14 protein-coding genes are annotated in these 14,734 nt (G+C 59.5%); 6 read left to right on the top strand and 8 right to left on the bottom strand.

Annotated features, from left to right (window positions below; genetic code table 11):
• The 4 genes from RWK44_RS00355 to RWK44_RS00340 all read right to left on the bottom strand — a co-directional run bounded on the left by RWK44_RS00355 (position 1) and on the right by RWK44_RS00340 (position 4,817).
• Complete coding sequence (locus RWK44_RS00355; RefSeq protein ID WP_316028170.1) at positions 1 to 960, bottom strand: ABC transporter permease; 960 nt, start codon at positions 958 to 960, stop codon at positions 1 to 3.
• Positions 961 to 1,030: 70 nt separating this feature from the next.
• The gene (locus RWK44_RS00350) at positions 1,031 to 2,629 is read right to left on the bottom strand and encodes an ABC transporter substrate-binding protein (RefSeq protein WP_316028169.1); all 1,599 of its coding nucleotides are present in this window, start codon (positions 2,627 to 2,629) and stop codon (positions 1,031 to 1,033) included.
• A complete protein-coding gene (locus RWK44_RS00345) occupies positions 2,613 to 3,356 on the bottom strand; it encodes a FadR/GntR family transcriptional regulator (protein ID WP_168255521.1) in 744 nt (247 codons plus the stop codon). The genes RWK44_RS00350 and RWK44_RS00345 overlap by 17 nt, the downstream gene beginning before the upstream one ends.
• Positions 3,357 to 3,530: 174 nt before the next feature.
• The gene (locus RWK44_RS00340) at positions 3,531 to 4,817 is read right to left on the bottom strand and encodes a GGDEF domain-containing protein (RefSeq protein ID WP_077980613.1); all 1,287 of its coding nucleotides are present in this window, start codon (positions 4,815 to 4,817) and stop codon (positions 3,531 to 3,533) included.
• Between the two features lie 648 nt (positions 4,818 to 5,465).
• Here RWK44_RS00340 and RWK44_RS00335 point away from each other — a divergent pair.
• From RWK44_RS00335 to fhuF, 4 genes are all read left to right on the top strand, one after another.
• Positions 5,466 to 5,720, top strand: a complete 255-nt coding sequence (locus tag RWK44_RS00335) for a FitA-like ribbon-helix-helix domain-containing protein (RefSeq protein WP_065282799.1) — start codon at positions 5,466 to 5,468, stop codon at positions 5,718 to 5,720.
• Entirely contained in the window at positions 5,717 to 6,142 is a 426-nt protein-coding gene (locus RWK44_RS00330) for a type II toxin-antitoxin system VapC family toxin (protein ID WP_131661221.1), read from the top strand. Before RWK44_RS00335 ends, RWK44_RS00330 begins: the two co-directional genes overlap by 4 nt.
• Before the next feature lie 299 nt (positions 6,143 to 6,441).
• Positions 6,442 to 8,613 (top strand): TonB-dependent siderophore receptor, encoded by a 2,172-nt coding sequence (locus RWK44_RS00325; RefSeq protein WP_316028168.1) that lies wholly within the window; start codon positions 6,442 to 6,444, stop codon positions 8,611 to 8,613.
• 4 nt (positions 8,614 to 8,617) lie between these two features.
• Positions 8,618 to 9,406 carry a siderophore-iron reductase FhuF gene (gene fhuF / locus RWK44_RS00320; protein ID WP_316028167.1) on the top strand — a complete coding sequence of 263 codons (789 nt, stop codon included), beginning with the start codon at positions 8,618 to 8,620 and terminating at the stop codon, positions 9,404 to 9,406.
• 81 nt (positions 9,407 to 9,487) lie between these two features.
• On the opposite strand, the gene RWK44_RS00315 is transcribed toward fhuF, so the two are convergent.
• Complete coding sequence (locus RWK44_RS00315; protein WP_316028166.1) at positions 9,488 to 9,979, bottom strand: GNAT family N-acetyltransferase; 492 nt, start codon at positions 9,977 to 9,979, stop codon at positions 9,488 to 9,490.
• Positions 9,980 to 10,141: 162 nt separating this feature from the next.
• Between RWK44_RS00315 and RWK44_RS00310 the strand changes: the two genes are divergently transcribed.
• Positions 10,142 to 10,801, top strand: a complete 660-nt coding sequence (locus RWK44_RS00310) for a sigma-70 family RNA polymerase sigma factor (protein ID WP_316028165.1) — start codon at positions 10,142 to 10,144, stop codon at positions 10,799 to 10,801.
• Here the strand turns inward: RWK44_RS00310 and RWK44_RS00305 are convergent.
• Genes RWK44_RS00305 through RWK44_RS00295 form a run of 3 tightly spaced genes read right to left on the bottom strand, consistent with a single transcriptional unit; the run spans position 10,692 to position 14,297 of the window.
• Entirely contained in the window at positions 10,692 to 11,879 is a 1,188-nt protein-coding gene (locus tag RWK44_RS00305; protein ID WP_168255530.1) for a PLP-dependent transferase, read from the bottom strand. The genes RWK44_RS00310 and RWK44_RS00305 overlap by 110 nt on opposite strands.
• Before the next feature lie 10 nt (positions 11,880 to 11,889).
• The gene (locus RWK44_RS00300) at positions 11,890 to 13,311 is read right to left on the bottom strand and encodes an MATE family efflux transporter (protein ID WP_170269238.1); all 1,422 of its coding nucleotides are present in this window, start codon (positions 13,309 to 13,311) and stop codon (positions 11,890 to 11,892) included.
• Positions 13,308 to 14,297 (bottom strand): GNAT family N-acetyltransferase, encoded by a 990-nt coding sequence (locus tag RWK44_RS00295; RefSeq protein WP_316028164.1) that lies wholly within the window; start codon positions 14,295 to 14,297, stop codon positions 13,308 to 13,310. The genes RWK44_RS00300 and RWK44_RS00295 overlap by 4 nt, the downstream gene beginning before the upstream one ends.
• A 205-nt stretch (positions 14,298 to 14,502) precedes the next feature.
• Here RWK44_RS00295 and RWK44_RS00290 point away from each other — a divergent pair, with 205 nt between their 5' ends.
• Positions 14,503 to 14,721, top strand: a complete 219-nt coding sequence (locus RWK44_RS00290; RefSeq protein WP_168255535.1) for an MbtH family protein — start codon at positions 14,503 to 14,505, stop codon at positions 14,719 to 14,721.
• The last annotated feature ends 13 nt before the right edge of the window (positions 14,722 to 14,734 follow it).

The raw sequence follows: 14,734 nt of genomic DNA, 5'->3' as shown, positions 1-14,734 counted from the left end.
TCAACTCACCTTGATGCGCGGGTCGACGACCGCATAGGTGATGTCGGTCAGAAGGTTGACGACGATAACGCAGGTACCGATGATGAGCGTCGCGCCCATGATGACGGGGTAGTCGCGGGTCTGCACGGCATCGACAAGCAAAAGCCCCATGCCCGGCCAGTTGAAGACGCTCTCGATGAAGATGGCGCCGCCGATTGCAAGCCCGATAGTGGAGCCGATCAACGTGACGATCGGAAGAAGGGCGTTGCGCAAGGCATGTTTGGTGATGACCCAGAACTCGCGAACGCCCTTGGCGCGGGCCGTGCGCACGTAATCCTGGTTCAGGACTTCGAGCAGCGAAGCGCGCATGTAACGCATGATCAGTGCGGCTTGCGCAATAGACAGAAGTGCCGCCGGCAGGATCAGATGGTGGAGGAGATCGCCCACCGAGAACTCCTCGCCCGGCGTCAGCATGCCGCCGGATGGCATCCAATGCAGGCGCACGGAGAAGATATAAAGGCCGATCAGCGCGCTGAGGAAGGCCGGGCTCGAAATGCCGGCAAGCGCAACCACCGACAAGGAGAGATCGGCCAGCGAGTTGCGGCGGACGGCGCCGATCACCCCGAAGGTGATGCCTGCGACGATGGCGAAGGCAAGTGCGGTGCCCATCAAGAGCACTGTCGGGCCGATCCGTGACAGCACTAAACCCAGAACCGGCTGATCGAGACGCTTGATCGAATAGCCGAGATTGCCGGTCAGCGCCTGCTGCAACCAGCCGAGATACTGCACGGGCAAAGGCTGATCGAGCCCGAGGCTTCGGCGCAGATCGGCAAGGTCTGACGGCGACATCGGCAGGTTCGGATCGATATAGGCATCGATCGGGTCGCCGGGCGTCAGGCGCAGCAGCAGGAAGATCAGCATGCTCAGGGCGACGAGCATGCCTATTCCTATGATCAGGCGTCTGAGACTGTATTGGAGCATCGGCAATCCGTCTGTCGGGCCGTCTTGTGAGGGTGGCCGAAGCCACCCTCAAGGCTTTCCCGGAAAACGCCTATTCGGCGATCGACCATTTCTGCGGGTTGGCCTGGTAGGGGCCGCCGCCCGGCGCCGGCGTCCAGACGAAATCCTTCACCTTGGTCGAGACGATGCCGTAACGGTTTGCCACCCAGAGCGTCGCCCAGGGCAGGTTCGTGTTCATCACCTTACAGACGTTTTGGTAGGCGGCATCCCGCTTGGCACTGTCCGGCTCGGCCAAGGCACTATCCAGCGCCTTGGTGAGGTCAGGCATGCGCACCCTGGCGACATTCGGTCCGGCCGGAGGGATCTGCTTCTCGTTGAGGCCGACATTGATGCTTCCGGCATCCGGCCCGTTCTGCAGCCCGGCATAAACCAACTGGAACTGGGCAATATCCGGCGTCGCATTGAGCACGATGCTGTTATAGGTCGGCGCATCGACGGCGCGCGGGACGATGTTGATGCCGACCTGGGCAAGCATTGCCTGGACTGCGGCAAGCACGTTGGTCGCCAGCGGCGTGGTGTAATAGGTCAGAAGCGTGATCGGCTTGCCGCCATTGATCTGGTCCCAGCCGGCGTCCGTCAGCAGTTGCTTGGCCTTCTCGGGATCATAGGCATAGCTGTCGATGCCTTGCGGTATCAGCTGTTCGGCGACATAGGCGCAATTGGCAGGCTTGGCCGCACCGCCATAAAGGCTCTGGATGATGGCATCGCGATTGATCGCGTACATCACCGCCTGGCGGACGCGCACGTCCTTCCAGAGCGGGGAATCGTGGTTGAAGCCGAGATAGTTGACGACGAAAGAGTTGCCTTCGATGACCTGGAAGTCCTTGTTGTCCTTGAAGGTCGGCACGTCGTTGGAATCGACATAGGTGAACTGGATTTCGCCGGATCTCAGCGCCGCGATCGCTGCGGCCGGGTTGGCGAAATAGCGATTGATGACGCGTTCCAGTGCGGGTTTGCCACCGCGATAATCGGTGTTTGCGGCAAGTTCGACATATTGATCCGAGACGTATTTGGTGAATTTGAACGGACCGGTGCTGATCGGAGCCGTGGACCACCACGCGTTCTTCGCCAGCTGGTCGGCCGGAATCGAGGAGAGCGCATGCTCGGGCAGCATCATCACCTTGGTCATCGTGTCGGGAAAACTGCTGCTCGGCGTGCTGAGCTTGATGACAACAGTGTGCTCATCCGGCGTCTCGACCGACGATATGCCCTTCAGCCGGGCAGCGAGCACCGAGCCGGTTTTCGAATCCATCGCAAGGCCCATGGTGAACTTCGTGTCCTTGGCGGTGAATGGTTTGCCATCATGCCATTTGGCGTCTGTCAGCTTGAACGTGTAGGTCATCTGGTCGGAGCTGACCTCGTAGGAGCTTGCCAGCGCGCCGACGACCTTCTGCAGCTTCTCGTCATAGGTGATCAGCGGTTCGTAGTAGACGCTGAGCCAGGTGAAGCCGGCGGTCGCGGCGAGCGGATTGAAGTTGCCCTGGAAGCCTCCGGGGCCGACATCGAAACCGCCCGACAGCGTGGCTGCCTGAGCCTCAGCTGCAACGCCCGAAACGACAAGAGCCGGAACGGCAGCCGTCGACAGCAGGGCGCCAAGCGCAATGACGGATAATCTAGACAGTCTTTTCATGTGTTCCTCCCACGTTTGAACTTGTCTTGTTGTTGGCAATCACCCGGGCAATGCCTTCGTAGTGACGATCCAGGCGTCTGCGCGCCTCCTCCAGATCTTTTGCCTCGATCGCATCGACGATGGCGGCATGGTCGCGCCACGTCGCCATCGGATCGGCATTTTCAAGGTTGACGAAATCCGACGCCTTGTAGAAGGCGAGCCAGAAGACATCGATCAGCCGCACCAGCGTTTCATTGTCCTGGCAGCGAAACAGCAGTCGGTGGAACAGCTGGTCGTCTTGCGCAAAGGTTTCGCCCCGCTCAGCATGGGCGCGCATCCGATTGACGGTGGCGCGCAGCTCGGCGATGTCCTCCTCGCCGATCACGTCGATCGTCTTGCCGATCAATCCCACTTCCAGCGTACGCCGGATTTCGAGGACCTCCTCGATCTGCCGCAGGGCGCCGCCGAGGCCATAAGCGAGGTTGTCGAGAAGCGGCTCGAAGGAAAAGGCCTTCACGAAGATGCCGACGCCGCGCCGCGTCTCCAGCACGCCGAGCGATTCCAACGCCTTTATGCCTTCCCTCAGCGAATTGCGGCTGACGCCGAGCTGGGTGGCGAGCTCTCCTTCCGCCGGAAGCAGGGTGCCGGGCGCAAGGCCATTGTCGTCGATATAGGCGCGCAGACTTTCCTGCACGGAGACATGCAACAGCGGCGCGCGCGTTAGCGGCTTCATCGATTTCAATGTCATGCCGGTCACTTTCCCGCATCGCCGATAAGATTGAAGTTACATATCGACTTGTAGGATATCTGTCAAATTGTCAGGTTTGGAGAGCTGCCGCCGAACCCGGCTGGCAGCCGTTTGAGGCGGGAGTTTTTGGGCACCGGAAGGACCACAGAACGGCGCACTTTTGCCGGAATTACTTCATTGGAGGCTTTGATCGACCTCTGGAGAGTGGACCACCACGCGGTTGCGGCCGGTCTTTTTGGCAAGGTAGAGGGCCGCATCCGCTTGTCGCTGCATGTGCTCTGCTGACACGGGTTCACCGTTTTGCATCGATATCGCCAGTCCGATGCTGACAGTGACCCAGGGACCGACGCGGGAAGTAGGATTTGGAAGAGACGCAGCTTCTACTCGGCTGCGAATTCTCTCAGCGATCACCCCGGCCTCCTGTTGATCGGAGCCTGGGAGAAAGACGAGAAATTCTTCGCCTCCGTACCGGGCGACCTGGTCCCGCTCGTCTCTCATGCTGCTCTGAATGATGCCGGCAACTTTCACCAGGCAGCGGTCGCCTTCGGCATGTCCGAGATTATCGTTGAGATGCTTGAAGTCGTCGACATCGCACATCAGCATCGCCGCGCCGTTCGTTCTTTTGAGGTCTTCGTTCCAGAAATGATTTAGCGTTTCCATCATCGAACGCCGGTTGGCGACACCCGTCAACGGGTCGGTCCGCGCCAGCAATTCCAGCTGCGAGTTGGCGTCTGTAAGCTCCGCGAGGCGACTTCGATCTCGTAACTCGAGCAAGAAAGTCTTCTGAGCGAAGATGGTGGCGGTGCGGCGGGCAACGACGGTTGCAGCCACACCGCTTGCGAAAAACAGCGTCCCGGCCAGAGCACTTCCCGCTTCAATGTCTGGATTGCGCAGCTGAAACACAAGGTAGAGACCGAGGGCAGCAGCGCCGATCGCCATCGCCCAACTGAGTGGAATGGGAAATATGATAATAGCAGTGACGGCCACAAAAAGCATGATGGTCAAATGCCGCTCGTAAAACTCACCACCGCTGTTAACCCCAACCAAGGCTACCGACAGGAGGATGAGAAAAACGGCCGAGAGGAGGAAAACTCCCTGCACCCACAAAGCATGCGGCCGCAGGAAGGCTATCGCGGCGACAAGAGCCGCTGGGGGAAGGATAGACGCTGGCCAAAGCATCGACATGACGGTTTCGGTCGGAAGCAAGATCGCGTTGAGACCCAACGTCAGGACGTCGAGCACGATAACCCAAACCATCCACGCGCGGATGATCTTGGCAGTCCGCGGCCAGGAGCGCTCGCCAAAAAGCTGGGCCAGTTCCCCATTGAGGCGGATATCACGCGTGCGTCCACCGAGCAGGCGCTCGACTTGCTCTACAATGGCCGGGCTCAACCTCTGAAGAGGTTTCCGCGAAGACGCCCTTACCGGTTTGATAGGAGCTGTGGTTCGCTCGGTATCCATGTGTCGGATCTAGGGAGCAGACGACTGGAGGCAAGACGAGCCGCGAATTCCGCCCCAAAAGACGATATGCTTGCCCTAATGATTTTGTACCACGGGACAACAGTATGTCGTTACCGTATCATATTGGGTCAAAGTCTCGTTCGTGCCAGGCCGAACTCACGATTCAATTCTTTTCACGGCGATCACCTTTCAGTCGGTAGACCGACACGTGATTTGCCCTCCGTCAGAGCGGGATAGTAAGCGTTCGACTTGACGTCTGGTTTCCGAATGACGGCCGCTCACGCCGTGACCTGATTTCCAGCCAGCCCTCGTTGAGCAGGATCTTGACCGTCTGCACTGCGTTGTGGTGCATCTCGATGGCTGCTCATTCCCATCGCTGACATCGGCATCTATGACAGGACAATACGGGCCTCTTGACCGGCGGCTGTAATGGGAGTGGCAGTTGCTCAACTGAGCGCGATAGGGTTTTGCGCAAATCCGGCGGACGACCTATCCGGCGAGCCACTTCAGCGGCAAATGGATGGTGGATGACGGCTGCAATTTGTCGCAGTTCCAAAAGCGCCATTCCAAGCCACGCGAGGAGTTGCCAGGTGATATCGCACTCCATATATTGATAGCATAACCATCAGCCTTAAGGGAGTGCAATCGATGGCTGCAGTTACAATACGCAATTTGTCCGACGAGACACACCGTGCCTTAAGAGTGAGGGCAGCTCATCACGGCCGCAGTACAGAAGCAGAAATCCGTGACATCCTTGAAACAGCGGTACGGCCAGCTGAGCGCGTCATGTTGGGCTCGTTGCTAGCATCGATCGGCCGCGAGGCAGGACTTTCCAACAACGACGTGGATAATCTGCAGCTAGTCCGAGACAAAGCAGCTGCGGAACCTATGAGTTTCGAATGATCCTGATCGATACCAACGTCATCTCGGAGCCATGGAAGCCCACACCCGATTATCAGGTGCTGGCGTGGATCGATGCTCAAGCAGTGGAAACCCTGTTCGTTTCGGCGATTACAGTAGCTGAGTTGCGGTTCGGCATTGCCGCGATGCCTAGCGGAAGACGAAAGACCGTCCTCTACGATCGACTAGAACAGGAAGTTCTGCCTCTATTTTCAGGGCGCGTTCTATCCTTCGACATGGCTGCGTCACAGAGCTATTCGGAATTGATGGCGCGAGCACGCCTAGCAGGTCGGGCAATCGGTAAAGCAGATGCCTATATCGCCGCAACTGCCGCTGCGAACGGATTTATTGTCGCCACCCGCGACACTAGTCCCTTCGAAGCCGCAGGACTTAACGTTATCAACCCGTGGTACGCACCAACATAGCAGCGACAAAGCGTCAGATGATTGCGGAGCCGCAATCGCCAGCTCGACCCATCAAGAGCGGTAGGTTGACAGTCGTCTCGGTCCCCTGTTAGGCCCCTTCCTCGCACGACAGAACCGCCTGCGTTGGGCATTTCACCTAGCACAGAATGCTACGAGGCCTCGATGCTACGTGCAACCTCTTCGAGAATGTGGGCGCGGGAATCTATGGATTAAAAGGTGACTAAAATAATCATCTTATGTTGACAAGGCCAATTTCGCTCCATAGGTTCCGCCCGCATCCGTGACGTAGGGACCAAGCAATGGCTTATGTTTTTTTGAACGTTTCTAATAATCTACCAACAATTTACAGAGAGACGCTATTTGCCACGACAGCGATCCTCCTGATTGGCGTTGCGGTGCCGCCGGCCTTCGCCCAGACCGCTTCCGCAGATGCCAACGCGACTGCGCTGGAACCGATCGTCATTCAAGGTGCAGCCTCTGATAGCAAGACCGACCGGACGTCGGTGACAGCCAAAAACAGCGCCGGCGCAACCAAGATCAGCACGCCGCTCGTTGAGACGCCGCGTTCGATCTCGGTGACGACGGAGAAGGAAATCGAGCAACGCGGCGCGCAGACGGTCATCGAGGCCGTGCGCTATTCGGCCGGCGTGACGACAGGAACGAGCGGCTTCGATCCGCGCTTCGATCAGATCTACATTCGGGGCTACAACGCCACGACGGTCGGCGACTATCGTGACGGATTGCGCCAGCCCTATATCAATTACGGCACGTTCCGTACCGAACCCTATCAGTTGCAGCGGGTCGAAGTGATAAAGGGGCCGGTTTCCGTTCTTTACGGTTCTGGTTCGCCGGGCGGCCTCGTCAACAAGATATCGAAGCTTCCGACCGAGGAGCCGATCCGCGAAGTCGGCATTAGCTACGGCACCGAGGATCGGGTGCAGGGGATGTTCGATTTCGGCGGGCCGATAAGCGAAGACAACGAGGATTTTCTTTATCGCATCGTCGGCGTCGCCCGCCGCGGCGACACCAATTTCGATATTGCCGACGACCGCTATTTGCTAGCGCCGTCCTTTACCTGGAGGCCTGACGAGGGCACGTCCTTTACGGTTTATGGCCTGGCGCAGGCCGACGAGACCGACTCTAACGTCGGCGCGATCACGACCTCAGACGGGAGGATCCTCGACATTAGGGCGAGCGATCCCGACTATGACTACCAGAAGGTCAAGCAGCAGCAGGTCGGCTATCAGTTCGAGCATGAATTCGACAATGGCCTGACATTCCGGCAGAACCTGCGTTATTCGCATCTCGATCTCAGGGCTCGCTACCTCGGCGTTTCCAGCTGGACCGGGACCGTCGCGCATCGTGGCACAAATGCGATCCGGGACGAAATGAACGTTTTCCAGGTCGACAATCAGCTCGAGGCGAAGTTCGACACAGGCCCGCTTGCGCATACGATGCTGTTCGGGCTCGACTACACCAATCTCCAGTCGAGTTTTGGCTATGGCGCCGGAGCCGCCGATCCGGCATTCGACTTCGATATCGCCAATCCGACTTATGGAGTCTCGGGCGCCACGCCGGATTATAATGTCTTGGCTTCCGATGCCGACATGCGGCAGGTCGGCATTTACGTCATGGACCAAATCGAGGTCGGAAACTGGCGCTTCAACCTCGGCGGCCGGCAGACCTGGGTGAATCAGACGCGAGATGCGACCTTGCCCACGGTCAGCTCGGAGGAGGTCGACAAGAACGCCTTCTCTGTACAGGCCGGCGCCCTTTACCTCTTCGACAACGGCATCGCGCCATTCGTTTCCTACGCGACCTCCTTCGATCCGGTCACCAACCGATCGGCTACCAACACAATTCTTCCGCCGACGAAGGGCGAGCAATACGAAGTCGGCGTGAAGTACCAGCCTCCCGGCTCCGATATCCTGCTGTCGGCCGTCGCCTATCACATCGTCGAGCTGAATAAGCCGAGGCTCGCCGACCCATTGACATTTGCCTACGATTCTCAAGGAGAGGTGACCGGAAAGGGCATCGAGCTTGAAGCCCGCGCGGCGATCGCCGACGGTCTCGATATTATTGCGGCCTATACCTACAACGACTCCGAAGTGACCGGGGGCAACAACGTCGGAAATACTCCGGCCATCACCCCGACCCATATTGCAAGCCTTTGGGCGAACTACACGTTCCAGGAAAGCAACCCCTTCAACGGTCTGTCGGTTGGCGCCGGCGTCCGCTACATCGGTGAGACCTGGACGGATGTGGCCAATACCTCGAAGAATCCTGCGACTTTCTACGTCGATGCATCGGCCTCCTATGATTTCGGCGCTGTCGACAAGAAATACGAGGGCCTGACAGCCGCCTTCAACATCCGCAACATAGCCGATGAGCGCGAAACAGTTTGCGAAGAGGGCTTCTGCTATCTCGGCCAGGGCCGCAACATGACCGGCACCCTGAAGTATCGGTGGTAAATACATGGCGGCGGAGACGAATGGAGCGCTCCAGCCCGCGACGTTGATCGCTGAACACCCCGTCGCTCATCGGGCCGTCGACCTCGACGGTCTGGTGGGCGACGGCGCGTTCTCCTATTGCCGCGGCAAGCTGATCAGCACTCTCCCGCAGACGGCCATCGTTGTTTCCTGCAGGGATCTTTGCGACCCGGCGATCTTCGACGAGATCATTGGCCGATATGCGCAAAAATTCCCGGGCAGCGACCGTCGTGCGATCGTCTCCATGTGGACGCTCTATTATTTCAGCATGCTGACGATTGCTCCGAGCGTCCATATGTTCATGAACCGCATCGCGCTACCGTTGGAGGTCGATCGGCTTTCGCTCGTCTGCAACGAACAGACAGGCGAGCCGGAAGCATTCGTGATGTCAGGCAGGCCCGAGGTGACGAGTGACCCGGCCGGCGAGCTTCACCGGCTGATGCTCGGTCATGCCGAGCCCGTCATCGCGGCGATCGCCGTCAATGCCGGCGTTGCGCCGAAGCTTCTCTGGAACAATGTCGCGGCCTATCTCTCCTGGATTCTGAAAGAGATCGCTCATCGCCATGAGCCCGCCCTCGTCGAAGGCGGCCTGGCGCTGCTGGAAGAAGCTCAATGGCCGGGCGGCGGGCGCAACCCGATGTTCGGCATGATCCGCATTGCGCGCCAGCAATGCGGGCTCGAATTCGTGCGCCGGAAAGTCTGCTGCCTGCGCTATAACCTGCCGGGCGTCGGCGGCTGCGGCGAAGCCTGCCCGCTGCCGGAGGGGCGCCACTAGCTCCTAGGCCCACCGCGCGCAGAGACGGTGCCCTGCGCCCCAGTTATTGCCAATGCCCGCCAAGCAGAAAGTCTCGTCGTCTCAAAGCATAGCCTCACCTGCCTCGACGTCGGCGAGTGGCTTGACCATGAACAGGCATGGATGGTCCTCGTGCCAGAGCTTCGCAAAGACCTCCGCCCGCACAAAGCCGTTCCGGTCATAGAAGCGCCGCGTCGCCTCGAACTGCGGTTCATCGAGGCCGCGCGGGGCGAGCGTCTTGACCGTCAGCAGCCGCGCACCCAATCCATGGCCGAAACGTTCGGCCGCATCGATGAGATGGCGTCCGGCGCCGCGACCGTGATGTTCCGGTCGGGTCGCAATCAGCGCGATCTCGACGGCGTCGGGCGGGTGCGGCTTCAAGGCCATCAACGCGGTCACGACATTCGCTTCGACATAGCCGAACACCGGCAGGTCTTCGATCGCCTGGGCGCTCGCTTCGATGACCTCAGGTTCTGAAAACCAGTCCGGCAAAGCCCCCATGATCGATCGGCAGAGCTCCGCCTTGCCGGTCAGGATCTCAATTGTTTTTCCCATTTTTTCTCGCCTCCGATCGGTCGATTTAAACTTGACTCCTGTTATCACCTTAAAATAGACACTGCAATCAACTCGTGTACTTTCCGCGAAAAAGAAGGCTAAGACCGAACCAGCCAGCAACGACAGAGCCTGATTTTCCATTTGTAAAAAGGGTACAGGACAATGCACACATTGCATCGTGATGTGAACGGAAATGCCGTGGTCAACGCCATGATCGAAAACAAGGACAAGCTCCTTAAAACGATTGAAAGCGTTGTCAAATCAAAGTCATATTCCGAGGATATCTTTCAAGATGGAGTCATTAAAGCCTATGGGGCGAAGACGGACGATATTCGTTGCCCGATCGGCTACGCCTTCCGGATGGTCTACAATCTCGCACTCGATGAGAGCCGCCGGCGACGCCGGAAGATGAACAACCATAGGTCGATCGACCAGATTCAGGAGATCACGGCTCCCGTCCCCACCGTGCTCGACCAGCTCGTCGCTGCCGAGACCCTGCGCAATGTGCTTGCCTCGCTCGAGGCGCTGCCGAAGCGAACCAACGATGCCTTCATTCGCCATCGCCTCAACGGCGTGCCGCAGAAGGATATTGCAGCCGAACTCGGCGTCTCAAGGACCCTCGTCAACTTCATGATCAAGGCGGCAGAGGAACATTGCCATCTGGCGATCGCCGAACCTGCTTCCCGCCCCGATCATGCGCGCCGGCAGGAGCCTACCGTTTCGCTGCGTGCAGCGCCTGCTGCAAATCGCTCCACAGCAGTTCCGGCTCTTCCAGGCCAACGGCGAAACGAACCGTCTGCTCGCTCACGCCGAACCGGATGAAGGAGGTCATCCGGTCGGGGATCTGCAGCGCGACCTTGGCGGGGACCACCAGCGTTTCTGGTCCCCCCCAGCTAACACCGAGACGGATGTCGCGAAGGCTATTCACAAAACGTGCGACATCGATATCGGGATTGAGGTCGAAGGCAAACAGCCCGGCATAACCCGTCAACGTCGCCCGCCCGGGGTGCTCCTGAAATGCCGGGTGACGAACGCGTCCGATCGCAGAATGCTCCTTCAGCCGCCCGGCCAGCAAAAGCCCGCTGCGCTCATGCTCCTTGAGACGGACACGCAGCGTGCGCATGCCGCGCAGCAGCAGCCAGGCCTCGAACGGTGACAGTTTGGCACCGACATAGGGGTAGGACGTTGAATTGATCCTGGCGATGGCCTCTTTCGAGCCGACGACGACGCCGGCGACCGTATCGCTGTGACCGCCGAGATATTTCGAGGCGGCGTGAATGACGATATCGACACCATGCTGGATCGGTTTCTGAAAGAGCGGCGTTGCCCAGGAATTGTCGATGATGGTGGTGACGCCGGCCTCCTTTGCCATGGCCGACAGCGCCGCAATGTCCTGGAGTTCGAAGACGAAGGACGTGGGGTTTTCGAGGTAGAGCAGCTTGGCGCCCTGCAGCGCCTTGCGGACCTCGTCATGGTCGGCGGGATCGACGAAATCCACCGCGACACCGAGCCTGGCAAGCAGCTTCACCAGAAGGCGGTAGACATCGTTGTAGAGATGGCGGACCGCAACGACCCGGTCGCCTGCCTCAACAAGGCTGAGAATTGTCGATGTAATGGCAGCCGTTCCGCTGGAGAAGGCACGCCCATCCTCGGCGCCCTCGAGGCGGGCAACCAGGAGTTCGAATTCGCGGACCGTCGGATTGTCGCCGCGCGAATAGATGTAGTTGCGCGTGCGGCCGGCGAAAACATCCTCCATCGCCTCATAACTGTCGTAGGTGAAGAGCGACGTTTGGAAGATCGGCGGAGACACGGCGTTGAATGCCGCCGGATCGATAGGCGTAAAGAGATCGTCAGCGGCCGCATGGGCGCCAAGGTCGTGCGGATTGATCGACTGGTTCATGGTCATCCTCTCATGGACAAAAGCTGGGATATGGACGGATGGCGGTCAGATGGTCGGCAGAGCGCTGCCGGAGCGCGCTGAGCGTCCTCGCCAGGCAGACGGCGGACAACAGGCCGGTCAGGACAGAGGCCAGGAACATTGCCGCCAGCAAGCCTGAAAAGCCGACGAACGGCGGCAGAAGAGCAAGCAGCGGAAAGAGAAGATAGCCGTTCTGCGCCAGACCGATGGCAACCGCCGCTTTTGGTCTGCCCTGGGCCTGGAAGAGGATCAGCACCGTTTGCCGCAGGCCGAACAGCAGAAGCGGAAGATGGGTCGCGATGATCGCTTGCCCTGCGATCCCGATCACCACCGCATCGTCGGTGAAGAACGAGGCAAGTCCTTCGGAGAAAACGAGCGCGGCCAATCCATAGGCGCCACTCATGGCAGTTGTGACCACTGTGAGGATGCGGGCTGCCGACAGCATCCGCGCGGTATCGCCTCGACCCCAGGCAAAGCTCAGGATCGACTGTGCTCCGAGTGAGATGCCGATGACGGGGAGGGTTCCCACCGCCAGCAGCCGCAAGGCAATTCCGACGCCGGCAATGCCGGCTTCTCCGTGATAGGTGCCGGCGAGCGATACCATTGCCGCAATCGCGCCTGCGGTTGCGAGACTGGTCAGCGTCGTCGGCGCGCCCACAGCAAGCACCGGTTTGAGATAGCCGATTTCTCCCAACCGCCAGCCAAACGTCAGCCGGACCGTCCCAAGCCGCCTGGTGTGGTAGGCGCCGTAGATGCAAAGCGCGACCAGTTGGGACAGGATGGTTGCGATTGCAACGCCCTGCAGGCCGAGGCCGAAGCCGAAGATCATGATCGGGTCGAGGATCATGTTCAGCGCAAAGCAGGCGACCAGCGTCCACATGCTGAAGCGGGCATTGCCCTCTGCGATCGCCAGGAAATCGAGAATGATCTGCGCCATCGTCAGCGGCACCGAGATCGCAATGATCATCAGATAATGCTGCGCGAGCGGCTGAAGGGCAGGCGTGGCGCCGAACAGCAAAAAATCTGGAAATGCGACGATTGCGATGGCACTTGCCGCGCCGAAAACGACGCCGGCAGCAAGACTGATCGAGGCAATGGCGCCGGCCCGGGATCGGTTGCCGGCGCCGAGCGTGCGTCCGACCTCCGTTGCAACACCGACGCCGATCCCCTCGCCGAAGGCGGCTATGAGCATGAGGATCGGCAGGACGATCATGATCGCCGCGATCTGGTCGTCACCGATCATCCCGACGAAGATCATGTTGATCGTATGATGGGCGGCGTTGATCGACAGGCCGAACATGGCCGGCAGTCCAAGCCGAAGCAGCAGCCTGAAAAGCTCAGGACTGGCAAGGTCTTCCGGTGCGAGACGCTGCCGTCTCCGGAAGCTGCCGCTGACGTCGCTCATATCGTTCATGATGCAGGCACCCAAAGACGATCGCCGAAGAAACGCTCGCGGCCGAGCATCACCAGGAGCGCTCGCTTGTGCGGAAAATCGAAATGTTTGACCTTGGCAAAACCGGAACGATCGAGGTTGCGGATCTGCTGTTCGTGACTGGCGCGCGGCTCGCCGACGATGCGTTTCGTGCGCGGATCGTCGAGGAAGATGAAATGCATCAGCGAAGGAAGCCATGCGCTGATCCATTTCTTGCCGCGATAGCCGGGCTCGCCGATCGCCACATGCCATCCACGATCATAGTCGTCGGCGTCGTAAAAGGGGCCGAGCCGGTTCTCCTTGGCCCAGTAGACCTCGAAATAACCGAAGGGGATGTCGGCGAAACTGCCGATCAGTGGCAGGACATGCGGATCGGCGATCCTCTCTTCCAGGATCTCCCGGTGCTTGTCGATCGAACCCGCATCCTCCCAGATCGTGTTGACCTGTTCGTCGTTCATCCAGCGATGAAATGCTGCAAGATCGGTCTCGGGATCGGCCACCGTGAAGGTGATTTCCCGTTCCAGCCAGGGGATGAAACGCCTGTAGATCGTGCCCTTCGGCTTTGCGGGTCGACGCGGATGATACCGACCCGCAGTCACCCCCTGCACGGGCGGCAGCGGATAGGAGAGCTGCGGCAGCCACAGTGAAGGCCATTGCCACAAGATCGCCGAATCGAGCCTTCCGTCTGCATCCGCAATATGCGGTGGGATGCTTGCCTGATGCCCTTCGAAGACGACTGAGGTGATCGAGCGATCTTCTGCCGTCACGGCTTCGGCCGCCGCCATGAGAAGCTCTGCCGATTGCACCGGATCGCCATGGTAGAAGGTCACCGACGCGATGCCGGCCTCGACCTCGAATGCGGCTTCGTGGTGGCCGTAAGCGGTCTTGAGGTGGATGAGATTGGGGGCGAGGCTGACGTAGCTGCGCGACTGCAGAGCGCGCCTCTGTTTGACGGCGTCGAAATCCATGATGTTCTCCTTGGCCGGTCGAGGTCCGGTCGGGCTTTTGGCGCTGCGAGCATGAAGCGTGCGCATGCGTCGATTTAGTAGAATGACGATCCATCTCCCCCCGGGTTTAGGGGTAAACGAAGAAAAAAATTCTCATCAATTTTCTAAACTGCGGCGTACCGGATCCGTCACTTGCGCATGACCATCATCACCGCAGGAGCTGCGAATGGATAATTTTGACCCTCACGACGATCTCTGGATCGCCGTCATCGACACCGAGCGTCGCTACTCGGTCTGGCCGCAGGACAAGCGGATTCCCCTGGGCTGGGAGCCGGCGGGCTTTGCCGGTTCGCGCCAGCAATGCCTGGCGCATATCGCTGACGTCTGGGCGGATCCGCGCCCCCTCTCCCTGCGCTCGGCAATCGCCGGCGATGCGCGTCTCTGAAAACGGCTGGATG

Origin of the sequence: Rhizobium sp. 25PS6 (assembly GCF_032464655.1) — a bacterium.
Lineage (GTDB): Bacteria > Pseudomonadota > Alphaproteobacteria > Rhizobiales > Rhizobiaceae > Rhizobium > Rhizobium laguerreae.
The sequence above is the reverse complement of the archived record's forward strand: the minus strand, read 5'-3'. Positions and strand labels throughout refer to the sequence as shown.